The organism is Vibrio sp. vnigr-6D03, from assembly GCF_002835515.1.
GTDB lineage: Bacteria > Pseudomonadota > Gammaproteobacteria > Enterobacterales > Vibrionaceae > Vibrio > Vibrio penaeicida.
In genome coordinates this window covers 178475-202740 of the sequence record NZ_PIZL01000002.1, presented here as the reverse complement: position 1 = coordinate 202740, position 24266 = coordinate 178475, and the positions used below count along the sequence as shown (strand labels likewise).

Annotated in this window: 22 protein-coding genes; 13 read left to right on the top strand and 9 right to left on the bottom strand. The window is 44.3% G+C overall.

The window, feature by feature from the left end:
• The 4 genes from CW749_RS04225 (at position 1) to CW749_RS04210 (ending at position 4021) form a co-directional block, all read left to right on the top strand.
• Positions 1-1284 carry a TRAP transporter large permease gene (locus CW749_RS04225; RefSeq protein WP_101110786.1) on the top strand — a complete coding sequence of 428 codons (1284 nt, stop codon included), beginning with the start codon at positions 1-3 and terminating at the stop codon, positions 1282-1284.
• Between the two features lie 16 nt (positions 1285-1300).
• Positions 1301-2200, top strand: a complete 900-nt coding sequence (locus tag CW749_RS04220; RefSeq protein ID WP_101110785.1) for a dihydrodipicolinate synthase family protein — start codon at positions 1301-1303, stop codon at positions 2198-2200.
• Positions 2201-2214: 14 nt separating this feature from the next.
• Complete coding sequence (locus CW749_RS04215) at positions 2215-3096, top strand: N-acetylneuraminate lyase (protein WP_101110879.1); 882 nt, start codon at positions 2215-2217, stop codon at positions 3094-3096.
• A 91-nt stretch (positions 3097-3187) separates the two neighbouring features.
• A complete protein-coding gene (locus CW749_RS04210) occupies positions 3188-4021 on the top strand; it encodes a MurR/RpiR family transcriptional regulator (protein WP_101110784.1) in 834 nt (277 codons plus the stop codon).
• Positions 4022-4169: 148 nt separating this feature from the next.
• Here CW749_RS04210 and metQ read toward each other — a convergent pair whose 3' ends face one another.
• The 3 genes from metQ to metN form a co-directional block, all read right to left on the bottom strand.
• Entirely contained in the window at positions 4170-4979 is an 810-nt protein-coding gene (metQ, locus tag CW749_RS04205; protein ID WP_101110783.1) for a methionine ABC transporter substrate-binding lipoprotein MetQ, read from the bottom strand.
• 65 nt (positions 4980-5044) lie between these two features.
• Positions 5045-5722, bottom strand: coding sequence for a methionine ABC transporter permease (locus tag CW749_RS04200; protein ID WP_101110782.1), 678 nt, complete (start codon positions 5720-5722; stop codon positions 5045-5047).
• Positions 5712-6746: a methionine ABC transporter ATP-binding protein MetN gene (metN, locus tag CW749_RS04195; protein ID WP_101110781.1), complete on the bottom strand. Its 1035-nt coding sequence runs from the start codon at positions 6744-6746 to the stop codon at positions 5712-5714. Before metN ends, CW749_RS04200 begins: the two co-directional genes overlap by 11 nt.
• Before the next feature lie 307 nt (positions 6747-7053).
• Here metN and gmhB point away from each other — a divergent pair, with 307 nt between their 5' ends.
• The 5 genes from gmhB to treC all read left to right on the top strand — a co-directional run bounded on the left by gmhB (position 7054) and on the right by treC (position 12409).
• Entirely contained in the window at positions 7054-7605 is a 552-nt protein-coding gene (gene gmhB, locus CW749_RS04190; protein ID WP_101110780.1) for a D-glycero-beta-D-manno-heptose 1,7-bisphosphate 7-phosphatase, read from the top strand.
• 8 nt (positions 7606-7613) lie between these two features.
• Positions 7614-7973, top strand: coding sequence for an MliC family protein (locus CW749_RS04185; RefSeq protein WP_101110779.1), 360 nt, complete (start codon positions 7614-7616; stop codon positions 7971-7973).
• 96 nt (positions 7974-8069) lie between these two features.
• On the top strand, positions 8070-9020 hold the full coding sequence (gene treR / locus CW749_RS04180) for a trehalose operon repressor TreR (protein ID WP_101110778.1): 951 nt from the start codon (positions 8070-8072) through the stop codon (positions 9018-9020).
• A 211-nt stretch (positions 9021-9231) separates the two neighbouring features.
• Positions 9232-10656 (top strand): PTS trehalose transporter subunit IIBC, encoded by a 1425-nt coding sequence (treB, locus tag CW749_RS04175; RefSeq protein ID WP_101110777.1) that lies wholly within the window; start codon positions 9232-9234, stop codon positions 10654-10656.
• A 67-nt stretch (positions 10657-10723) separates the two neighbouring features.
• Complete coding sequence (gene treC, locus CW749_RS04170; RefSeq protein WP_101110776.1) at positions 10724-12409, top strand: alpha,alpha-phosphotrehalase; 1686 nt, start codon at positions 10724-10726, stop codon at positions 12407-12409.
• Between the two features lie 74 nt (positions 12410-12483).
• Here treC and CW749_RS04165 read toward each other — a convergent pair whose 3' ends face one another.
• Complete coding sequence (locus CW749_RS04165; protein WP_101110775.1) at positions 12484-13095, bottom strand: YitT family protein; 612 nt, start codon at positions 13093-13095, stop codon at positions 12484-12486.
• Between the two features lie 348 nt (positions 13096-13443).
• Here CW749_RS04165 and glyA point away from each other — a divergent pair, with 348 nt between their 5' ends.
• The 4 genes from glyA to dnaJ all read left to right on the top strand — a co-directional run bounded on the left by glyA (position 13444) and on the right by dnaJ (position 20095).
• Entirely contained in the window at positions 13444-14694 is a 1251-nt protein-coding gene (gene glyA / locus CW749_RS04160) for a serine hydroxymethyltransferase (RefSeq protein ID WP_101110774.1), read from the top strand.
• 523 nt (positions 14695-15217) lie between these two features.
• Complete coding sequence (locus CW749_RS04155) at positions 15218-16483, top strand: dicarboxylate/amino acid:cation symporter (RefSeq protein ID WP_101110773.1); 1266 nt, start codon at positions 15218-15220, stop codon at positions 16481-16483.
• Positions 16484-16747: 264 nt separating this feature from the next.
• The gene (gene dnaK / locus CW749_RS04150; protein ID WP_101110772.1) at positions 16748-18664 is read left to right on the top strand and encodes a molecular chaperone DnaK; all 1917 of its coding nucleotides are present in this window, start codon (positions 16748-16750) and stop codon (positions 18662-18664) included.
• A 282-nt stretch (positions 18665-18946) separates the two neighbouring features.
• Positions 18947-20095, top strand: coding sequence for a molecular chaperone DnaJ (gene dnaJ, locus CW749_RS04145; RefSeq protein WP_101110771.1), 1149 nt, complete (start codon positions 18947-18949; stop codon positions 20093-20095).
• Positions 20096-20166: 71 nt separating this feature from the next.
• Here dnaJ and CW749_RS04140 read toward each other — a convergent pair whose 3' ends face one another.
• From CW749_RS04140 to CW749_RS04120, 5 genes are all read right to left on the bottom strand, one after another.
• A complete protein-coding gene (locus tag CW749_RS04140; protein ID WP_101110770.1) occupies positions 20167-20493 on the bottom strand; it encodes a hypothetical protein in 327 nt (108 codons plus the stop codon).
• A 235-nt stretch (positions 20494-20728) separates the two neighbouring features.
• Complete coding sequence (gene lipA, locus CW749_RS04135) at positions 20729-21694, bottom strand: lipoyl synthase (RefSeq protein ID WP_101110769.1); 966 nt, start codon at positions 21692-21694, stop codon at positions 20729-20731.
• Positions 21691-22350 (bottom strand): lipoyl(octanoyl) transferase LipB, encoded by a 660-nt coding sequence (gene lipB / locus CW749_RS04130; RefSeq protein ID WP_101110768.1) that lies wholly within the window; start codon positions 22348-22350, stop codon positions 21691-21693. The genes lipA and lipB overlap by 4 nt, the downstream gene beginning before the upstream one ends.
• A 211-nt stretch (positions 22351-22561) precedes the next feature.
• Positions 22562-22840 (bottom strand): DUF493 family protein YbeD, encoded by a 279-nt coding sequence (ybeD, locus tag CW749_RS04125; RefSeq protein WP_101110767.1) that lies wholly within the window; start codon positions 22838-22840, stop codon positions 22562-22564.
• A gap of 151 nt (positions 22841-22991) precedes the next feature.
• On the bottom strand, positions 22992-24176 hold the full coding sequence (locus CW749_RS04120) for a serine hydrolase (protein ID WP_101110766.1): 1185 nt from the start codon (positions 24174-24176) through the stop codon (positions 22992-22994).
• Positions 24177-24266 lie beyond the last annotated feature (90 nt).

The following is a 24266-nucleotide window of genomic DNA, read 5'->3' as shown; positions in this document are numbered from 1 at the left end:
ATGGCAACTTCAATTTTTGGCTGGTTAGCGCTGTTATTTGCAGGGATGCCAGTGGGTTTTTCACTCATTTTTGTTGCTTTGGTTTTTCTGGTTGTCACCAGTAGCCCAGGTATCAATTTTGCGGCGCAGCAAATGCTGGGTGGCATTAACAATTTCACACTTTTAGCGGTGCCTTTTTTTGTTCTAACAGGGCATTTAATGAACAGTGCAGGCATTACCGAACGCATTTTTAACTTTGCAAAATCCATGGTCGGGCATGTGACGGGTAGCCTTGGGCATGTGAATATTATGGCGAGTTTGTTGTTCTCAGGCATGTCGGGTTCTGCGCTTGCGGATGCCGGAGGGCTTGGTCAGCTCGAGATAAAGTCAATGCGAGACGCCAAGTATGATGATGACTTTGCTGGTGGGTTAACGGCGGCTTCGTGCATTATTGGTCCTTTAGTTCCTCCTTCGATTCCATTGGTGATTTACGGTGTCGTCTCTAACACGTCAATTGGTGCGCTGTTTTTGGCGGGTGCCATTCCAGGTCTTCTGTGTTGTATCGCGCTGATGGTGATGAGCTACTTTATCTGTAAAAAGCGCGGTTACATGACGTTACCTAAAGCCTCGCGCAAAGCTCAGCTCACCTCATTCAAAGAAGCATTTTTGTCTTTGCTTACGCCAGTGATCATCATTGGGGGCATTTTTTCCGGTAAGTTCACGCCAACAGAAGCAGCTGTTGTTTCGTCTTTATACGCTCTTTTTTTGGGTACGGTTGTCTACAAGCAGCTCACCATTAGTGGGTTTATTGATGTACTAAAAGACACCATAAACACAACGGCGGTGGTTGCCTTGATGGTGATGGGGGTAACGGTATTTGGTTGGATTGTGGCGCGGGAGCAATTGCCTCAAATGCTGGCTGAATATTTCCTTACCATCAGCGAAAATCCTTTGGTTCTACTGCTTCTGATTAATCTGCTCCTGCTTTTCCTCGGTACGTTTATTGAATCGTTAGCCCTTCTTCTGTTGCTGGTTCCGTTTTTGGTGCCTGTGGCCAGTGCGGTAGGAATTGATCCCGTTCATTTTGGCGTAATGGCGATCCTCAATTTGATGATAGGGATATTAACGCCCCCAATGGGAATGGCGCTTTATGTTGTATCTCGAGTGGGTGATATCCCATTCCACACCTTAACCCGAGGGGTTATTCCCTTGCTGGTACCGCTCTTTATTGTGCTGATTCTCGTGGCGGTCTTTCCTCAAATCACTCTGTTCCTTCCAGAACTGTTTCTCAACTACGGACAATAATTAGGACACATTCAAAATGAAAAAATTAACAGGGTTGATTGCTGCACCCCATACACCTTTCGACCTAAACAATCAGGTGAACCTAGAGGTTATCGATCAAATTGCTGAACTGCTGATAGAGCAGGGTGTGTCTGGGGCATATATCTGCGGCACAACAGGAGAAGGGGTTCATTGTTCAGTCGAAGAACGCAAGCTAATTGCTGAGCGCTGGGTTGAGGCTTGCCGCGGCAAATTGGATATTATTGTTCACACCGGTGCGCTGAGTATCGTCGATACATTAGATCTAACTCGTCATGCCGACACGTTAGATGTGCTCGCCACTTCTGCAATTGGCCCGTGTTTTTTCAAGCCAGCCAACGTTGATGAATTGGTTGATTACTGCGCTCAAGTGGCGAGCGCTGCGCCGTCAAAAGGGTTTTATTATTACCACTCGGGAATGTCCGGCGTGAATGTCGACTTAGAGCAGTTTCTCATTGAAGGAAACAAGCGAATCCCCAATCTATCCGGTGCAAAATTCAATCATTCTGATCTCTATGACTACCAGCGATGCATTCGCGTTGCGGATGGGAAGTTTGATGTGCCTTTTGGCGTCGATGAATTTTTACCGGCGGGGTTGGCTGTCGGAGCGGTCGGAGCGGTCGGCAGCACCTACAACTATGCGGCGCCGTTATACCTGAAGATCATTGAGGCTTTCCACAAAGGCGATCACAAAGAGGTGGCTCGGTTAATGGATGCTGTGATTGCGGTTATTCGTGTTCTGGTGGAATACGGGGGCGTAGCGGCAGGAAAAGTTGCCATGCAACTGCACGGGATTGATGTTGGGAACCCGCGCTCGCCGATCAGAGCGCTAACGGAAGCACAGAAGCAGGATGTGCTATTCAAGCTACGCCATGCTGGCTTTTTGGATGCGGTATGAATGAGGGCGAACAGATGACGAAGGACAAACGTAATGAAGGCATCTTTATTCCACTCATGACACCCTTTAGTCCAATAGGGGAGTTGGAATACGACAAGCTTGAAGGCATGGTTGAGCATCATATCTCGCAGGGGGTACACGGTTTTTACATTGGTGGCAGCTCTTCTGAGTGTTTTATGATGAGTATTTTAGAACGACAAAGAGTATTAAAAACGGTAGCACATATTGTCAATAATCGAGTGTCGCTGATTGCTCATGTTGGGGCAATTGCGTTAACCGATGTACGTTTACTGATCGATACCGCGCAAAATGAAGGGTATCAAGTGATCTCTGCAACACCGCCTTTTTATTACGGCTTCACGCCCCAAGAAGTGACCTATTACTATCAGTCTATTCTCGATTACACAGATGTCCCGTTATTGCTGTACAACATACCGGGAACCACAGGTGTAACATTTACCCATCAGACGCTTTTGAATTTATCTGCCATGGATAACGTGATTGGCATAAAGCACACCACGCACGATATGTTTTTCATCGAAAGGCTAAGGCAACTTCAGCCGAATAGCCTTATCTTTCATGGTGAAGACTCTATGTTGGTTAATGGTCTACAAATGGGAGCAAGTGGTGGCATAGGAACGACGTATAATTTGATGGCCGCGAAGTATGTGGCGATTTTTGAAGCGATGAAGCAAGGAGACACGGAAAAAGCCATGGATTTACAGCATCAAGTCAATCGGGTTACTGAAGTGCTGTTAGAGGCAGGGTTATATCAGAGCGTCAAGTTTGCCATGGGAGAGTTAGGGATCGATTATGGTCAGTGTCGAGAACCATTTTTGCCTCTATCGAAATCACATAAAACGCGAGTTATGGAATGTTTGGCGCGTTCGTATTGAGGTTGTTCGAGTATAGACTTGCTATTACTGTATTTGACGAGATGAGTCTGATACCTTTGTCCACGCCGTCACCAACGAAAAAGAGAGCATTGTGAGCCTACCCAAAAATTTACTCGTTCGTCTTCGAGCGAACACTGAACCATTGAGTAAGAAACTACGTTTAGTGGCGGATTATGTCTTGGATAATGCTCATGATGTCCAGTTTCAAACCATCACAGACTTAGCGCGCAATTCTCAAACCAGTGAAGCGACAGTGGTGAGGCTTTGTCGTGATATGGGTTACAAAGGCTATTCAGACTTTAGGATGGCGTTGGCGGTGGACCTTAGCCAGAATCCTCGAGAAAAACAGGTCGAGATGGAAGGTGATATTTGCCATATCTCAGCCCAAAGCGCAGTGGCAAGCTTGCAAGATACCGCCCAAATTATTGACCGAAAAGCGCTGAAAAGAGTGTGTAATCTGGTTCATGAATCTCAATACATCAGTTGCGTTGGGGTTGGGGCATCAAGCATTGTGGGGCGTTACTTGGCATTCAGATTATTGCGAATCGGCAAGAAAGTCACCATGTTCGAAGATACGCATTTAGCGGCAATGAACGCCGTTCGAAGCACTAAAGGCGATCTCTGGTTTGCGATTTCGAGTTCAGGATCAACCAAAGAAGTTGTTCATGCGGTTAGGCAAGCACATCAACGCGATACTCCCGTTATTTCTCTTACCAACATTACGCACAGTGCGCTGTCATCGATATCGACAGAATCGCTTATTGCAGCAAGACCAGAAGGGCCGCTAACGGGGGGAGCCTTTGCTTCTAAAGTAGGGGCGTTATTGTTGGTTGATGTTTTGGTTAACACCTTGCTGGAACAATACCCAGAATACGCGGAGTCAGTGGTTGATACCGCCGAGGTGGTGATGCCTTTGATGATCTGATGTCTCTTATAGTCCGGCTCTCTTATGGTCTGAAAGTGTCTAAAGTTAAGAACTGGATATTTTGAAAATCAGAAAATAAAAAAGGCTAACCGAAGTTAGCCTTTTTAATGAACGAGATAAATCTAAAGAAATGTGTGAAACGGTATAATTACCAGCCTTTCACTACACCGCCTTTGAAGATGTCCATTGCCGCGTTGTAAACTTCGTCTGTTTGGTATGCCTTAACAAAGTTTTGTACGTTTTCTGCAGCTAGGTTTTCTTCGCGCGCAACAATCAGGTTTACGTATGGAGAGTCTTTGTCTTCAACGAATACACCGTCTTTCTCAGGCGTTAGGTCGATGCTGCTAGCGTAAGTCGTGTTGATGATAGACAGCGCTACGTCGTCCAAAGAGCGTGGAAGTTGAGCGGCATCCAGTTCAACGATAGTGATGTTTTTCGGGTTAGCAACGATATCGCGTACAGTTGCTAGTAGACCAACACCTTCACGTAGAGTAAGAAGACCTTGTTGCTCTAGAAGAAGTAGAGAGCGACCAAGGTTTGTTGGGTCATTAGGAACTGCAATACGAGCGCCTTCTTGAATCTGATCAACCGACGTCACTTGCTTAGAGTAACCTGCGATAGGGTAAACAAACGTGTTACCAGCGATAGTCAGTTTGTAACCACGATCCGTTACTTGCTGATCAAGGTATGGCTTGTGCTGGAATGCATTGATGTCGATAGACTGGTCATCGAGAGCTGCGTTTGGTGTTACGTAATCGGTAAACGTCACTAACTCTACATCTAGGTTGTATTTCTCTTTCGCTACTTTTGCAGCCACTTCAGCAACTTGTGCTTCTGCACCTGCCATTACGCCAACTTTGATTTTGCTTGTGTCGACTTCTTTCTCGCCACAGCCTGTCAGTACTAATGCAGACGCGGCTGCTGCGATTGCCAAAAGGCTTTTAAGGTTATATTTCATTGTATTCTCCTTAATTCTAAATCCAAAAATTCTTTATTTATTAACTAATAAAGTTAAAAGTTGAGTTATCTGTGGTCAACGCGGCGTACCAGCGCGTCACCGATTGATTGAATGATTTGTACCAGTACGATAAGCATCACGACGGTTACGGCCATAATCACAACATCGTATCGGTGGAAGCCGTAACGAATCGCGACATCCCCTAAACCGCCGCCGCCCACGGTGCCAGCCATTGCCGAATAGCTCACTAATGTAACCATGGTGATGGTTACGGAGTTCACGATGGTAGGTAGAGCTTCTGGAAGCAGTACCTTTGTAATAATTTGGGTTGGTGTTGCTCCCATAGATTGCGCGGCTTCAACAAGCCCACTTGGTACTTCGAGTAGTGCACCTTCAATCAGGCGAGCAACAAATGGGATAGCACCAATGGTTAACGGTACAATTGCTGCCGTGGTGCCGATAAATGTACCAACAAGTAATTTGGTGACAGGGATAATGGCAACCATCAGAACCAAAAATGGTACAGAGCGACCGATGTTCACAATCGCACCTAGAACATTATTTAAAGCGATATTTTCCAGTAGGCCACCTTTCTTAGTGGTGTGTAAAATAACACCTAATGGGATACCCACTGCGAACCCAACGATGCCCGCAACCGCGACCATGTATAGGGTTTCCCACGTTGCACCCAGCAAAAGATCGCCATTTAGGCTTAGCCACTCTGTTACTGACTTAAAGGACATAACCAAGTACCTCTACTTTTACTTTGTGTTCGCGGATAAAATCGAGCGCTGCTTTTTTGCTTTCTTCGTCGCCAAAGAGCTCCGCGACCATCATTCCGAATTTCACGCCGCCAGCGTAATCCAAGTCGGAGCTTAAAATGCTCACATCAATACCGTAGTTTCGAGCGATTTGCGTCATCAGTGGTGCGTCGGTGCTCGCGCCCGTAAACTCTAAGCGAACCAACGGGTAGCTACCTTCGACACGTTCTGACTTCAACCGAACTTGGTAATCTTCAGGAATGGAAAGATCCAAAGTGGAGCGAATGAAATTGTGTGCTAATTCAGTTTTAGGGTGAGCAAATATTTCGCCAACGGTGCCTTTCTCAACCAGTTTTCCATCACCAATAATGGCAACTTCATGACAGATGCTTTTAACCACATCCATTTCATGCGTAATCAGCAGAATGGTGATATTGAGCTGTCGGTTGATTTTTTTCAGTAGCTCAAGAATCGACTGAGTTGTCGCTGGGTCCAGTGCGCTGGTCGCTTCATCACACAATAAAACTTTTGGGTCCGATGCCAATGCACGAGCAATCGCAACACGCTGCTTTTGTCCACCGCTTAGGTTCGCTGGATAGGTGTCACGTTTGTCGCTTAGCCCAACCAGTGCCAAAAGTTCGGTGACTTTACTTTCGATTTTTGATTTGTCTGCGCTCGCAAGTTCTAGAGGAAGAGCGACATTTTCAAATACCGTACGGGAAGATAGTAGATTAAAGTGCTGAAATATCATTCCGATATTTCGACGCGCTTTTCCAAGCTCAGACTTAGAAAGCTTTGTTAAGTCGACACCATCTACGATAACTTCGCCAGACGTTGGTGCTTCTAACATGTTAACGCAACGAATCAGTGTGCTTTTCCCTGCACCGGAAGATCCAATGACGCCAAAGATTGCGCCTTGGGGAATAGATAGGTTGATGTCTATTAAGGCGTTGATCTCCTTGCTGCCTTGATAGAAAACCTTATTTACTTGATTAATTTCAATCATATAAACAACCGTGCGGAATAAACTGAAAAGCGAATAGAGTGAACAGAATAATATTTTGAACTTGCTCTAAATTTTCAGTCGATGCTATGGCTTTCTGTTTTTTAAGTCAATAGATATTTTTACGTCTAGACGTCTATATAGCTTTGCAAATAACGAGTGATTTTTGCTTAAAGCAAGGATATGCATACGCTCGCGAGCATTTTTGCCGCTTATTCCCCCATCGAGGCTAAAAAGTAATTGCATAGTGCGAAGTGCTATAAAGCATGTAATAATTTGTTCTGATTAAGAGTGCATTGAGGATTCGATTTTGGCTAAACCTGCCGTTTTTCTTGACCGTGATGGTGTGATCAACGTAGACCACGGTTACGTGCATGATGAACATAGTTTTGAATACATAGACGGTGTATTTGAAGCAACAAAGCAACTTCAAGACATGGGGTATCTACTGGTACTTGTTACGAATCAATCTGGAATAGCGCGCGGGATGTTTAGCGAAGATCGCTTTCTTTCTCTTACTCAGTGGATGGATTGGAATTTCGTTGACAATGGTGTTGATTTTGATGGCTTTTATTATTGTCCGCATCACTCTGAACATGGTATCGGGGATTACAAGCAAGATTGTGAATGCCGAAAACCCAAGCCTGGTATGTTTATTTCTGCCCGTGATTTCTTAAAAATAGACATGGAAAACTCCGTTATGGTGGGTGACAAAGCGGAAGATATGATGGCCGCTCAATCGGCAGGTGTTGGAACACGAGTTCTTGTCCGCACTGGGAAACCTGTTACCGAGAAAGGAGAGTCTTTGGCGTCAGTAGTTTTAGACAGCATCAAAGATGTCCCTGCCTACCTTAAGAGCTAGCCCGTTCCATGTTGAAAATATTTATAAGAGTGAGTGCACTGTTGGTGAGCACGGGGTTGGTGGTCACTGGCTGCAGTTCCAGTTCAAGTACTTCGGTTAATAACGCATATATATGTGGCGAAGACTTAGAAATATGGACACACCCCATTAATGAGTATGAGCTGCAATTGGAAATAAACAATGAGCGCTTTCTCATGGAACGCGTGCCGAGTGCTTCTGGTGAGAAATTTGAGAATCGTCGTATGGGGTATGTTTTCTGGATGAAAGGGACCCAAGCCAGTCTGTCTTTGCCTAATGTTCCGATGCAAATGTGCAATCAAATTACGCCTAAAAAGACATCGCTATCGTCTAAAAATACCTTGTTTTAAGTATTTATCTCACTCTTTCTATGAGGGAATATTGCAATTCGATGCCAAACTTCGGCAATATTCCTTTATCACTACGACAAGTAAATTTGAAATCCTATGAGTAAGAAGCTCACTATTTTGGATATCGCTCGATTAGCAGGGGTCGGTAAATCGACGGTTTCTCGTGTTTTAACGAACGATCCAAAAGTAAAACCAGATACCCGTAAAAAGGTAGAGCAAATCATTTCTGAATCTGGTTATGTTCCGTCTAAGTCCGCTCAATCAATGAGAGGAGGCAGTCAGAAAGTCATCGGAGTGATTATTTCTCGTTTGGATTCTCCCTCAGAGAACCTTGTCGTCAGCCCGCTTTTAAAAACGTTGTATGCCGCTGGGTACGATGTCGTGATCATGGAAAGCCAATTCGACTGCGAAAAGACCAATGAGCACCTCGCTGTTTTAAAGCGTCGAAATGTTGATGGTGTAATTGTGTTTGGTTTTTCAGATTGCGATATGTACGAACTGGAATCTTGGGGGCATAGAGCGGTAGTCATTGCGTCGGATTCTTCTGAAATATCTTCCGTGAATTACAACAATCAATCCGTCATCGAGATGGCCTTGAATCAACTTAGCCAACAGAACAAAACACACATTGCCTTTATTGGTGTGGATGATACGGATGTGACAACGGGACGATTGCGCACGCAAGCTTACATTCGGTGGTGTGAAAGCCATGCGTTAACGCCTAATTACACGACGGGTGCACTGAGTCATGAAAGCGGCTATCACTTAGTCGATAAGGTATTGGGTACAAAAACCGATGCCATTGTGTGCGCCAGTGATTCAATTGCATTAGGCGTCAATAAAAGGCTTCAAGAGCTCGGTAAAACCGACGTAACTGTATTTGGTGTTGGTGGGAACGCTTTACTTTCGTTTTTGTTCCCAAACACACAGAGTATTGACCCAGGGTATGCGGAAGCTGGAAGAAAAGCCGCTAACCTGCTGGTCGACCAACTGCAGAATCAATCGGAGGTGACTCACGTCACTCTAACCCCTTCTCTTCCCAGTTAGCGTACAATTTTTCAACTCGTTGTAATTTAATAAGAATAAAAATTCAGTACTTCTTTTTCTATTTATCACTACATTTTTAATGTGATCATGTTCAATTAATGGGACTGTTCCCATTTTGATTTATTATTAGTGATGTCAATATGAATAATAACAATTGGGAACGATCCCAAAAAAATAAAATAGAACGTGAATTCAAATAGGGTGAACAGTTATGAGTAAGGTAGCGAAGAAAGATGTCGCCAAAATCCTCGAACTTGTAGGGGGAAGCGATAACATTGCGAGTGTAAGCCATTGTCTAACTCGATTGCGCTTTGTACTAAATGATACCGATGCAGCGGATGTGAAAGGGCTAGAGAGCATTTCTATCGTTCGCGGTTGTTTTACAAATGCTGGTCAATTTCAAGTCGTGATTGGCAATGAAGTGGACGACGTCTATAAGCTTTTACTTGAACTGTCAGGGAAAAGCAGCGCTAGCAAAGACGAGTCCAAGCTAGCTGCTCGTCAGAACATGAATATCTTAGAGCGCAGCATCTCCCACCTAGCCGAAATTTTTGTTCCCCTTCTACCGGCGATCATTACGGGTGGTTTGATTCTTGGTTTTCGCAACGTTATAGGCGATATCAAGATGTTTGATGGTCAAACACTGACGCAAATCAGTCAGTTTTGGGCGACCGTCCATTCGTTTCTATGGCTAATTGGTGAAGCGATTTTCTTCTTCCTACCCGTCGGTGTATGTTGGGCTACGGTGAAGAAGCTGGGTGGTACACCAATACTGGGTATTACACTAGGTGTAACGTTGGTTTCACCTCAACTTATGAACGCTTATTTAATCGGTAAAGAAGTGCCCGAAGTATGGGACTTTGGATTGTTTGTGATTGAAAAAGTGGGCTATCAGGCACAAGTAATACCTGCAATGCTGGCGGGTGTAGCGCTGGCGTTTATAGAGACAAACCTCAAGCGAATTGTACCGGGATACCTGTACCTTGTTGTGGTGCCATTTGTGTCTATTTTGTTGTCTGTGATCCTTGCTCACTCGTTGATCGGTCCTTTCGGGCGTTTACTGGGCGATGGTGTTGCGTTTGCTGCTAAAGCGGCAATGACGGGTGACTTTGCCATTATTGGTGCCACCGTGTTTGGATTCCTTTACGCACCGTTAGTGATCACCGGTGTTCACCACACAACCAATGCTGTTGATTTACAGTTAATGCAAGAGTTGGGTGGTACGCCAATTTGGCCACTAATCGCATTGTCTAATATTGCACAGGCTTCTGCCGTCGTCGGTATCATCATTATCAGCCGTAAAGAAGGTGAGCGAGATATCTCTGTTCCTGCTGCCATTTCCGCCTATCTTGGTGTAACGGAGCCTGCGATGTACGGTATCAACCTCAAATACAAATTCCCAATGCTAAGTGCCATGGGCGGTTCCGCTATTGCGGCGGCAATATGTGGTAGTGCGGGTGTGATGGCAAACGGCATTGGTGTCGGTGGTCTGCCAGGTATTCTCTCTATACAGCCTCAATACTGGACTATATTCAGCATCGCCATGCTAGTTGCGATTTTTGTACCTGCGATGTTGACTCTCTTCTTCTATAAGCGCGCTCAACATAAAGGCAATTTAGAAACAGCAGCCGCATAACATACAGCAGGCAGCCTGCTCTCTTCCCCCTTGTTGGCTGCCTGCGCTTTACTCTGAGAACGAAACAATGACTATTCATAACGACTGGTGGCGCAAAGCGTCTATTTACCAAATCTATCCAAAAAGTTTTTGTGACAGCGGAAGTTCTGGCACTGGAGACATTCAGGGGATCATTTCAAAGTTAGAGTATTTGAAAGCTCTGGGCATTGACGCTATCTGGTTAACCCCTGTTTACTGTTCTCCGATGGTCGACAATGGTTATGACATTTCGGATTACTTTGCCATTAACCCTGATTTCGGCACTATGGCGGATTTTGATGAATTGATTGCCGCGGCACATAGCCAAGGGATTCGTATAATCATGGATATCGTCGTTAACCATACGTCGACAGAGCATGCTTGGTTCCAATCAGCTTTGGGTGATAAGAATAGCCCATACCGCGACTACTATATTTGGCGAGACCCACTCAATGGTGATGTCCCTAATAACTGGGAATCTAAATTTGGTGGTTCAGCGTGGGAGCTTGATGACTCCACTAACCAATATTACCTGCACTTATTTGCTAAAGAGCAGGCTGATCTGAATTGGGAAAACCCGCAAGTTCGTGAAGAAGTCAAAGCGGTAATAGAGTATTGGGCAGAAAAAGGCGTTGATGGGTTCCGTTTGGATGTCATTAATCTTATTTCTAAACAGCAAGATTTCCCATCTGATGATGTGGGGGATGGCCGTCGATTTTACACTGACGGACCTCGCGTACATGAATATCTACAAGAAATCAGCCAGACGCTATTTCAAAAATATGGCAGCGTCACCGTAGGGGAAATGTCTTCAACTACGCTAGAGCATTGCCAGAAATATTCTTCGATGGATGGTAAAGAACTATCCATGGTGTTTAACTTTCATCATCTTAAAGTGGATTATCCGAACGGTGAGAAGTGGGGGCTTGCTCCGTTTGATTTTCTACAATTGAAATCCATCTTTAACCACTGGCAGCAAGGCCTAAACGGAAAGGGGTGGGGCGCTCTATTTTGGTGTAATCACGATCAACCCCGCATCGTGAGTCGGTTGGGTAATGATGATCAATACCGAGTCGAGTCAGCCAAAATGCTCGCCGCTTCCGTACACTTCATGCAAGGCACACCATATATCTATCAAGGTGAAGAAATCGGTATGACAAACCCTCATTTTGATTCAATAGACCAATACCGAGATGTTGAAAGCACGAATATGTATGACATCATGGTGAATCAGAAGGGGGGGAGTTCCGACGACATGCTTCGTATTTTAGCGAGCAAGTCACGTGATAACTCAAGAACGCCTATGCAGTGGGATGATTCTGAAAATGCAGGGTTTACCCAAGGGACACCATGGATTGATGTTGCAAGAAATTACCGTGATGTGAATGCAATGGCAGCGTTCGAAGATAAAGGCTCAGTCTTCTATTTTTATCAGTCACTCATTCATCTACGCCAAGAACTCCCCGTGATAACGGATGGAGACTATCAAGATTTAATGCCGGATCATCCGTCTGTTTTTGCCTACGCTCGTAGCAACGGTTCTCAGACGTTGATTTGTATTAATAACTTCTACGAAGAACGGGTCGAAATCACTCTGCCGAGCCATTACGACATGACGCAAGCAAATGGTGTTCTTGGAAACTATAAAACCGTTGAGCAGTTGAGTTTGGTTCAGAGTACGAATCAATCTCTTGAACCCTATGAAAGCCGTGTTTTTATTATTGAGAGTATTTAGCGCTAAAATAAATGCATAAAAAAGCCGGGCAATTGGATTGCCCGGTTTTTTTGTTGCTGACGTTGTTTTTTGTATTAGTGTTGAACTGAGCGCTTACTTACACTGTATCGTGTTGGTTTATGGTTCATCGCCAATACTAAGTTCAGCGCGATTGCCCCTAAAATAGACAAGCCGATGACTTCAAGCGAAACGAAAAAGAATGAAGCAATTAGAATCGCACAATCAATGATCATCTGGCTTTTGCCAACTGAGAACCCAGTCTTATCTTGAATAATCAAGCAAAGCACATTAAAGCCACCAAGGCTGGTGTGATGTCGGAATAAGATCAGCATGCCTAGTCCCATCAATAATCCGCCCGATATCGCGCAGTAAAGTGGGTTAATGCTATCAATCTGAATCAGCCAGTGCAGGTTATCTGCGAATATAGAAACAAGCGCACCAGAAATTAAACTGGTCAGCGCGAATCTTTTGCCAAAGCGTTTCCAGCCTAAAATATAGAATGGGATATTTGATGCGAAATAGAGAACGCCGAAACTAAAAGGCACAAATTGGCTAATTAAAAGCGCTAACCCTGTGGTTCCACCCGTCAGTAAAGTTGCATTCTGTAAGAAGAATACGCCCTGCGCGACTAAAAATGTGCCTGTCAGTATTGCGATCCAATCTTCTTTTCTTGTGTGTTTTTCCATCAAATTACATGTTAACTTACCGAAATTGAGCGGAATACTAGTGAAAAACTGCTACTTTCGATAGCTTGAATGGTAATTCTACCTCTAACTTATGTATCTTTGACTTTACAGAGTGTAAACCTTTAAGTTGACAGTGATATAGTTTAGGGAAACGATATAGACCACCACTATGATGAACACTCAAACGGAACATGAAATATCTACATAAAGAAAGTTGCAAAAGTCACTTTATGACGCAGATCAAATTATGTAGAATGCACCCCATCAAATACGGTGACGAAAACGTTTGCTTTTGGTCGTTGTGTGGTTTTTTTGAAACTTTCAGTAAATCTGAGTCAGGAGATACAGATGCTTAAGCGTGATATGAACATCGCTGATTACGATGCGGACCTATTTACAGCAATCCAAGAAGAGACTCTTCGCCAGGAAGAGCACATCGAGCTTATCGCTTCAGAAAACTACACCAGCCCACGTGTAATGGAAGCGCAAGGTTCTCAGCTAACAAACAAGTACGCTGAAGGCTACCCAGGCAAGCGTTACTACGGTGGTTGTGAGTTCGTAGACAAAGTTGAAGCATTGGCTATTGATCGCGCATGTGAACTATTTGGTGCGGATTACGCAAATGTACAGCCTCACTCAGGTTCTCAAGCAAACAGTGCTGTGTACATGGCGCTTCTTAACCCGGGTGATACGGTTCTAGGTATGAGCCTGGCGCACGGTGGTCACCTAACTCACGGTTCTCCAGTTAACTTCTCAGGTAAACACTACAACGTTATCCCTTACGGTATCGATGAAGCTGGCCAGATAAACTACGACGAAATGGAAGCATTGGCAGTAGAGCACAAACCGAAAATGATCATCGGTGGCTTCTCTGCTTATTCCCAAGTTTGTGATTGGGCGCGCATGCGTGAAATCGCAGACAAAGTAGGTGCTTACTTCTTTGTTGATATGGCTCACGTTGCTGGTCTAATTGCCGCGGGTGTTTATCCTAACCCAGTGCCACACGCTCACGTTGTTACTACAACAACGCACAAAACATTGGCTGGTCCACGTGGCGGTCTTATCCTTTCTAATGAAGGTGAAGATTTCTACAAGAAGCTGAACTCAGCAGTATTCCCTGGCGGTCAAGGCGGTCCTCTAATGCACGTTATCGCGGGTAAAGCTGTAGCGTTCAAAGAAGCACTAGAGCCAGAGTTCAAAGAGTACCAAGCACGCGTTGTTGCGAATGCAAAAGCAATGGTGGCAGAATTCCTAGAGCGTGGTTACGACATCGTTTCGGGTTCAACAGAAAACCATTTGTTCCTAGTTGATCTCATCAACAAAGACATCACGGGTAAAGATGCCGATGCAGCACTTGGCGCGGCAAACATTACAGTAAATAAAAACTCAGTACCAAACGATCCACGTAGCCCGTTCGTGACATCTGGTGTTCGTGTAGGTACGCCTTCAATTACTCGTCGTGGCTTTACTGAAGAAGACGCGAAAAACCTAGCTGGCTGGATGTGTGACATCTTAGACAACATGGGTGATGAAGCTGTAATTGAAGCGACTAAAGCGAAGGTACTTGAGATTTGTAAGCGTCTTCCTGTTTACGCATAGTATCTTTTAATTCGTTCTATTGGTTTTCAGAGATATATCCATAGTGTGTTTCTAATCGATAGGCATATAAATAGAAAAGCGCAGCCATTAGGCTGCGCTTTTTTTTTGAAATCAAAGCATGCTTGAACAACTTAACTCTCACCAGTTATCTATCTTTTCGAACTTTATATTCTGCTGTGAATTATTCTGATTGGCTTTAGTTATGATTCGGTATTTCATCCTGAAAAGATGCAAAAGACCCTTCCATTGTAAGGTTAAATGACTTTATTTTCATCAAAAAATAGGTTGTTTGTTTCTTGAGCGAGAATAGGGTTAACCTACTGACCTAATTTGTGTTTAGTTTTTTGTTTCGGTTTTTAAGGAAAATATCAGATTAAATTTTGTGAAGTTCATTGTGATATTTTTGTTAATAGTGCCTTTTATTTGTGAATTCAGTGTGTATTATTCCTGCCCTCTGCATTTATTAGTGCAGTAAATAACTATCAAAATACTATATGCAAGCATAAACAACTGGAGTGAAACGATGAATAAATCGCTTTCAACAAAAATTTTTATAGGTCTATTTGCCGGCCTAATGATAGGTACCGCCATTCAGTACTTATTCAATGGCATCACCATTATGGATACTTATGTTTTGGGAGCGGCTGAGGGCGCTGGTGGAATGTTCGTATCACTTATCAAGCTTTTGGTTGTGCCACTGGTCTATGTGTCGATCGTCTGCGGTATTGTTGAGTTAAAAGACATTACTTCTTTTGGACGTCTTGGTGGTAAAACTTTTGCCTTGTACATTTTCAATACCATCATTGCGATTACTGCGGCACTGACTATCGGAATGATTGTTCAGCCGGGTGCTGACGCTAATTTGGCTGGTACGGTTTCTGAAGCCGTGAAACTAACGACAACAGAAACACCAGACATCTTCTCTCTGGTTGTGAACATCGTGCCAAGCAACCCTGTACAGGCGTTTGCAAATGGTGACATGCTACAAATCATCTTTATGGCAATCCTAACAGGTCTTGCTATTCAGGCTCTGGATTCACGTGGTGGTCCTGCAATTCGCACCTTCAAAATGGCCAACGAGATCATGATGAAGTTGGTGGGTTTGGTCATGAGCCTTGCACCATACGGTGTATTCGCGTTGATGATTCAACTAGGCGCTACTTTAGATGGAAATACACTGGCGTCAGTGGCTGGATATGTCGCCCTTGTTGTCGCTATGTTGGTGTTCTGGATTTTCTTCTTCTATCCAACCGTCGTAGGGTTGGCAACAGGTATTTCTCCAAAGCAGTTTATGCGTGCAACGCGTGAGCAAGTTCTGTTCTCACTTTCGACAGCAAGTTCTAACGCAACTATCCCTGTTACCATGCGTACACTTACCGAGAAGTTAAACGTCTCTCGATCTGTTGCAGGTTTTGGTGTGCCACTTGGTGCGACAATGAACATGTCTGGCGTATCCATCTACATTGCCCTTGCGACAATCTTTGTCGCCAATGCGTTTGGTCAGCCAATCAACTCTGCTGATATCTTTACTCTTGGTCTAACGATTCTGCTTCTATCTATCGGTGCAGGTGGTGTTCCTGGTGGCGGTGTGGTTATGGTTGGTGTATTGCTGCACCAATTGGGTCTTCCACCTGAAGGTTTGGCTATTATTGCAGCAGTAGACCGTATCAATGATATGTTCTGTACGTCTTCAAACGTAGTAGGTGATACTGCGGTGAACACCATCGTAGCTAAATCTGAAAACGAAATAGGCGTTGAAGAGAAATCAGAACCTGTTCAAGTGAGCTAATTACGACGAAAATTGGCTTATATAAGCGGAGCCTTTTGGCTCCGTTTTTTGTTGTAACGACAAGGGTTCAGAGAAAAAAGAAAAAAAACGTTACTTTTTTTAATGAATCCCCTTGAAAAGGTATTCCATGCCCTTATCTATTGGGCATAGACAAAGCAAAGTAGTTTGCACACATATTTTGTGAGTAGGGGTTGAATCCCCATTCCTCATCCCCACTTATGGGGATATAGCAAAAAGATAATTGATTTAATCGGAGATAGCCTGATGGGTAAAATCATTGGTATTGACTTAGGTACTACTAACTCTTGTGTTGCTGTGTTGGACGGCGATGCACCACGCGTAATCGAGAACGCTGAGGGTGAGCGCACAACTGCATCTGTTATTGCTTATACAGACGGTGAAACGCTGGTAGGTCAACCTGCGAAACGTCAAGCAGTTACAAACCCGGAAAACACGCTATTTGCAATCAAGCGTTTGATCGGTCGTCGTTTCGAAGATGATGAAGTTCAACGCGACATCGAAATCATGCCTTACAAAATTGTTAAGGCTGACAACGGCGATGCGTGGGTAGAAGCGAAAGGTCAGAAAATGGCTGCTCCTCAGGTTTCTGCTGAAGTTCTAAAGAAAATGAAGAAAACGGCAGAAGACTTCCTAGGTGAAGAAGTAACAGGCGCTGTAGTGACTGTTCCTGCATACTTCAACGATGCTCAGCGTCAAGCAACTAAAGATGCCGGTCGTATCGCTGGTCTTGATGTTAAGCGTATTATCAACGAACCAACAGCTGCTGCGCTAGCCTACGGCCTAGACAAGCAAGAAGGCGATCGCACAATTGCGGTATACGACCTTGGTGGTGGTACGTTCGATATCTCTATCATCGAAATCGACAACGTTGATGGCGAGCAAACTTTCGAAGTACTAGCAACTAACGGTGACACGCACCTTGGTGGTGAAGATTTCGATAACCGTCTAATCAACTACTTAGTAGACGAGTTTAAGAAAGAGCAAGGCATCGACCTTAAAGTTGATCCTCTAGCAATGCAGCGTGTTAAAGAAGCAGCAGAAAAAGCGAAAATTGAACTGTCTTCTGCACAGCAAACTGACGTGAACCTACCTTACGTTACCGCTGATGCAACTGGTCCTAAGCACATGAACGTTAAAGTGACTCGTGCGAAACTAGAAGCGCTAGTTGAAGACCTTGTTCAACGTTCTCTTGAGCCACTAAAAGTTGCTCTAGCAGATTCTGATCTATCAGTAAGCGAAATTACAGACGTAATTCTTGTTGGTGGTCAAACGCGTATGCCTATGGTTCAGTCAAAAGTTGCTGAGTTCTTCGGTAAAGAAGCTCGTAAAGACGTGAACCCTGATGAAGCAGTAGCAATGGGTGCTGCAGTTCAAGGTGGTGTACTTGCTGGTGAAGTGAAAGACGTACTACTTCTAGATGTAACGCCTCTTTCTCTAGGTATCGAAACTATGGGCGGCGTAATGACAGCTCTAGTTGAGAAAAACACAACAGTACCGACGAAAGCAAACCAAGTATTCTCTACAGCTGAAGACAACCAAAACGCGGTAACTATCCACGTTCTTCAGGGTGAGCGTAAGCAAGCGATGCATAACAAATCTCTAGGTCAATTTAACCTAGAAGGTATTCAGCCTGCACCTCGTGGTATGCCTCAAATCGAAGTAACTTTCGACCTTGATGCGGACGGTATCTTGCACGTATCTGCGAAAGACAAGTCGACAGGTAAAGAGCAAAAGATCACAATCCAGGCATCTGGTGGTCTAAGCGACGACGAAATCGAGAAAATGGTACAAGAAGCAGAAGCAAACAAAGAAGCGGACAAGAAGTTCGAAGAATTGGCCTCTGCTCGTAACCAAGCTGACCAAATGATCCACGGAACTCAGAAGCAAGTTGAAGAAGCGGGTGATGCGCTTCCTGCTGAAGACAAAGAGAAGATCGAAGCAGCAATTACTGAGCTAGAAGAAGCGAAGAAAGGCGAAGATAAAGAAGCTATCGACGCGAAAGTTCAAGCGCTAATGGCGGCATCTCAAAAGCTAATGGAAATCGCACAGCAGAAAGCTCAAGCTGAACAAGCTGCGGGCGCGGAAGCTGGCGAACAACCTAAGCAAGACGACGACGTTGTTGATGCTGAGTTTGAAGAAGTGAAAGACGAGAAGAAATAATCTCTAAGCTATTATCACTCGAAATATCAATGTTTCGGGTGATATAGCGTCTAAATCTTCTATGCTGCGGGCGTTCGAGTTATCTCTTACGCCCGCAAGTTTGTAAATAAGGAATCAATCCAGATAAAGAGTTTGTGATAGTAAGGTGCTTAGCACACTGGCTAGTGTTGCTATTCATACATATGCTTTTCTCATAACCTTAGGATCAGTCTCCTTATCTAGATTGATACAAACCACCAAGCGGAACCATCCGTTTGCAGTAAATAATTGGTGACGAAGAACATGTCAAAACGTGATTTTTACGAAGTATTAGGCGTTGGCCGTGATGCATCAGAGCGCGATGTAAAAAAGGCGTATAAGCGCCTTGCTATGAAATTTCACCCAGACCGTAATCAGGGTGACGAATCGGCTGCGGAAAAGTTTAAAGAAGTAAAAGAAGCGTACGAAATTCTTTTAAACCCACAGAAGAAAGCCGCGTATGACCAATACGGTCACGCAGCCTTTGAACAAGGTGGAATGGGAGGCGGCGGTGGCTTCGGTGGAGGCAGTGCTGACTTTGGCGATATCTTTGGTGACGTTTTTGGCGACATCTTTGGCGGCGGTCGCCGTGGCGGCGGTGGTCAGTCACGTGCCCAACGCGGTGCAGACCTTCGCTACAACATGGAGCTTTCTCTAGAAGAGGCTGTTCGCGGTGTTGAAAAAGAAATTGAAGTTCCCACTCTAGTTGAGTGTGATGTCTGTGATGGCAGTGGTGCTAAGAAAGGTTCTGGCGCCCAAACATGTGGAACATGTCATGGTCATGGTCAAGTTCAAATGCGCCAAGGCTTCTTTGCTGTTCAGCAAACATGTCCTACCTGTCACGGTAAAGGCAAAATCATTAAAGACCCATGTAATTCTTGTCATGGTCAGGGGCGTAAGCAGAAAACGAAAACACTGAATGTTAAGATCCCTGCTGGCGTAGATACGGGCGATCGCATTCGTCTTTCTGGTGAAGGTGAAGCTGGAGAAATGGGCGCACCTGCTGGCGATTTGTATGTGCAAGTACATGTTCGTGAACACAATATCTTCGAGCGTGACGGAAACAACTTGTACTGTGAAGTACCGGTAAGCTTTGCAATGGCTGCGCTGGGTGGTGAAGTTGAAGTTCCAACTCTTGACGGTCGTGTAAACCTGAAAGTGCCAGAAGAAACACAAACGGGTCGTATGTTCCGTATGCGTGGCAAAGGTGTGAAAGGTGTTCGCGGTGGCGGTGTTGGCGATTTAATCGTGAAATTGGTTGTTGAAACACCTGTTAAATTGAGTTCCCGTCAAAAAGAACTGCTGCGTGATTTCGAAGAAACGTGTGGCGGAGATGCGGCGAATAAGCATAGCCCTAAGTCAGAAGGCTTCTTTAATGGTGTTAAGAAGTTCTTTGATGATCTAACAAGCTAACAACGTAAAATAGAGACATAAAAAACGACAGCCAGTGCTGTCGTTTTTTTATAACTGAAACAAGTGAATGATTACTTGTTGATGCTGATGGTTTCACCAGACTTACAACGGAACTGGTAGTAACGCTGGCTTTCGTTAAATTTAGACAATCCTTCGCCGCTGCAGTAGTCCGCGTTAATGTTGCGCATTGTCTCTAGTGTCACTTCAGAGCGAAGTGCAAACTTGGAGCCATCTGCACATACAATGCGAACACGACCATCATCGCTGACGGAGTATACTTTTACTTCGGTATTACAAAGCTCGAACGATGCGTCCATGTAGTTATCTTGTTGGGTAGGTGTAGAGCTACAACCTACCAGCGTCAAAGCCATTAGACCTGCTACTGCAAATAATTTCATCTGAAGTTTCCAACTGGTTGATGTTAATTTTATGCTGAATAACAAGCTGAAGTGTTTGGGCTCGTCGCCATTTAATCGCTTAGCTGCTATACAACAGATTTTAAAGTAAAAATATTTAAGCATCTTAGCGTAAAGCCAGATGTGAGTAAAATTCCGGTATAAAAAACGCCCCGATTTCTCGAAATCGGGGCGAATTATAAAAAACTTAATAGTAATAGAAGGTTAAGAGTTAGTTCTACTTAATCTCAACCCCTTTAGCTTGAAGATCAGCATGGTAAGAAGAACGTACAAATGGACCACATGCTGCGTGAGTGAACCCCAGTTCTAGCGCGATCTCTTTTAGCTCATCAAACTCTGAAGGTGGCACATAGCGTTCAACCGCTAAGTGGTGACGACTTGGTGCTAAGTACTGACCAAGCGTTAGCATTGTTACACCGTGAGCACGTAAATCTTTCAGAACTTCTACAATTTCTTCTTTTGTTTCGCCTAAGCCCATCATCACACCAGACTTGGTTGGAACATCCGGGTGTTGTTCTTTAAACTTGCGAAGCAAATCAAGTGACCACTTGTAGTTCGCACCTGGTCTAACCTTACGGTAGAGGCGAGGTGCTGTTTCTAGGTTATGGTTGAACACATCTGGCGGGTTATCTTTTAACAGCTCCAACGCTGTATCCATACGACCACGGAAATCAGGAACCAATGTTTCAATACGGATGCTTGGGTTCATGGCACGAATTTCACGGTTACAGTCGGCAAAGTGCTGTGCCCCACCGTCGCGTAAATCATCTCGGTCAACAGAAGTAATAACGACATACTTGAGCTTCATGTCTTTAATGGTTTGAGCAAGATGCTGCGGCTCGTTGCTGTCCGGTGTGATTGGACGACCATGGGCAACATCACAGAAAGGACAGCGACGGGTGCAGATAGCACCTAAAATCATAAATGTAGCCGTACCGTGGTTAAAGCATTCCGCTAAGTTAGGGCAAGAGGCTTCTTCACATACAGAGTGAAGATTATTCTTACGCATAGCGGATTTGATTTCTTGGATACGTTTGCTATCAGAAGGTAACTTGATTTTCATCCAATCAGGTTTGCGTAACACTTCTTTCTGTTCAATTGGCATGTTCTTAACTGGAATCAGTGCCATTTTGTCAGCGTCGCGGTATTTAACGCCTTTTTCCATCTGGATAGGTTTGCTCATGATGATTTGCTTTCTGTAATAATTTCGACTTGCTTGTAGCCCAGCAGTGCAACAAGCTCTTCAATCAGCGTTGTTTCAACGCTGCTCACTTCAGTATCACTGTTAAAATCGCTGATTTGGACCATTTCCATTCCCTGATAGCCACATGGGTTAATACGCAGAAATGGCGAGAGATCCATATTTACATTTAAGGCGAGTCCGTGAAAAGAACAACCTTTTCGAATGCGTAGCCCCAGCGAACAAATCTTTTTATCACTCACATAAACGCCCGGAGCATTTGGTTTTGCTTCGGACTCTATATCATATTGCTTCAGTGTATTAATAACCAGATTTTCGATATGAGTGACTAAGTCTCTTACTCCCAATGAGCGCCGGCGCAGGTTTAATAGGAAATAAGCCACAACCTGACCAGGACCATGGTAGGTAACTTGACCACCACGATCGCTCTGTACCACTGGGATATCGCCAGTATCAATTAGATGCTCTGTTTTGCCTGCTTGACCTTGAGTAAAAACTGGGTTGTGTTCTACAAGCCAAACTTGGTCGCCCGTTTCTTCATCACGAGTATCAGTAAAGTCATGCATGGCTTGCCAAACGGGTAGGTAATCTTGTCGACCTAGCTTTTTAACGACTAACTGGTCTTTGACTTCAAGCAAACTAAAAGATCCTTTGAAATAAGAACGATAAAAGTAAACGGATTATAAACTTCTTTAACCAATCTAACTACACATAAGCGACATGGATTTTACATCTAAGCTAGAATTCCATGCTGGAAATTAGAGAGTTGGTACTATGGATAGGGCAATAAACCCTAGAAAAACAGCGACTAATAAGTCGCTGTTTCAATTCGAGCTAAATAGTTAGAGGCTAAAGTACCATACGTACGATGTCGATATCGCCTAACTCTTTGTAGAGTGACTCTACTTGCTCGATAGAAGTCGCTGTGATGGTAATAGAGACGGAGTTGTATGTCCCTTTTCCACTTGGCTTAACGGTAGGGCTGTAGTCGCCAGGAGCGTGACGTTGAATGACTTCTAACACAAGCTCTGGCAGTTCTGGTTTTGCATAGCCCATTACCTTGTAAGTAAACTGACAAGGGAACTCAAGCAGGTCTTTTAGTTTTGCGTCTGAGTTGATATTCAACATTGCGAGAACTCCGATTTAGTATTCGATATTGCGGTGCGAAATAGTACTGCCAAATGTAACGGATCTCAAGTTACATCAGTGTACCCTCACATTATGATGCAAAAAAGCCGCTAACGCGGCTTTCAATAATTAAGTATTAGATGCGCTAGATTTAGCTAAACCAGCTTTTGAACAGCAAGACAATGTAATCAATTAAGCGGCTAAATAGGCTGCCTTCTTCTACATCTTCTAGCGCTAGAAGTGGGTATTCAGCGATGTCGTCGTCTTCAACTTGATAGAACAAACGTCCAACCACGTCGCCTTTGCGAATCGGGGCCTGAAGTTCTTTTTCTAATACGAAGTTGGCGGTCATGTTTTTCGCCTGACCACGAGGAAGGGTAACGTAGGTATCTTCGGCAACACCTAGAGCAACTGAATCTTTGTCACCCATCCAGATTTTTTCGCTAACGAAAGTTTCCCCTGATTTGTGTGGGGAAACCGTTTCAAAAAAGCGGAATCCGTAGTTGAGCAGTTTCTTGCTTTCCGCCTTACGAGCGTTAGCATTTTTTGCTCCCATTACAACAGCGACTAAGCGCATTTTGCCTTCAGTTGCAGAACTCACCAAACTGTAGCCAGCTTTACTTGTGTGCCCAGTTTTGATGCCGTCAACGTTCATGCTTTTATCCCAAAGCAAACCGTTACGGTTGTATTGGGTTATACCATTGTAAGTAAATTGCTTTTCGGCGTAGATGCGGTATTCATCTGGCACATCACGAATAAGAGCCTGACCAAGCAGCGCCATATCGTAAGGCGTTGAGAAAAGGTCTGGGTTATCCAAACCATGTACATTGGCAAAGTTGGTATTCTCCATACCAATCGACTTCGCCCACGCATTCATAAGGTCTACAAACGCGTCTTCAGACCCTGCCACATGCTCTGCCATGGCGACACAGGCGTCGTTACCTGATTGAATGATGATGCCTCGGTTTAGGTCATCAACAGTTACCGTAGTGCCTACCTCAATGAACATTTTTGAAGAATCAGGGAAGTTTTTCGCCCACGCATTCTTGCTAATGACTACTTTGTCAGACAGCGAGATATTACCGCGTTCAAGCTCTTGACCAATGACATAGCTGGTCATCATCTTGGTAAGACTTGCAGGGGACAAACGCGTGTTCGCCTCTTTTTCTGCCAGAACTTTACCGGAATGATAGTCCATGAGCACGAAACCTTTAGCGGCGATTTCAGGTGCATCTGGGACAACAATAGGAGCCGAGAATGCTGGAGAAGCGAAAGTTGCTGACACGATTGCTGAAGTGGCAAACAAAGATTTAATAGATTTCACAGATTTTTTCATTGGTATTAGTTGTTAGTCTGAATGTTTAATGCTGAACGTTCGTATCTTAGCAGAATCATTCTGATAAGTCAGAAGCTTACTGTTGCACAA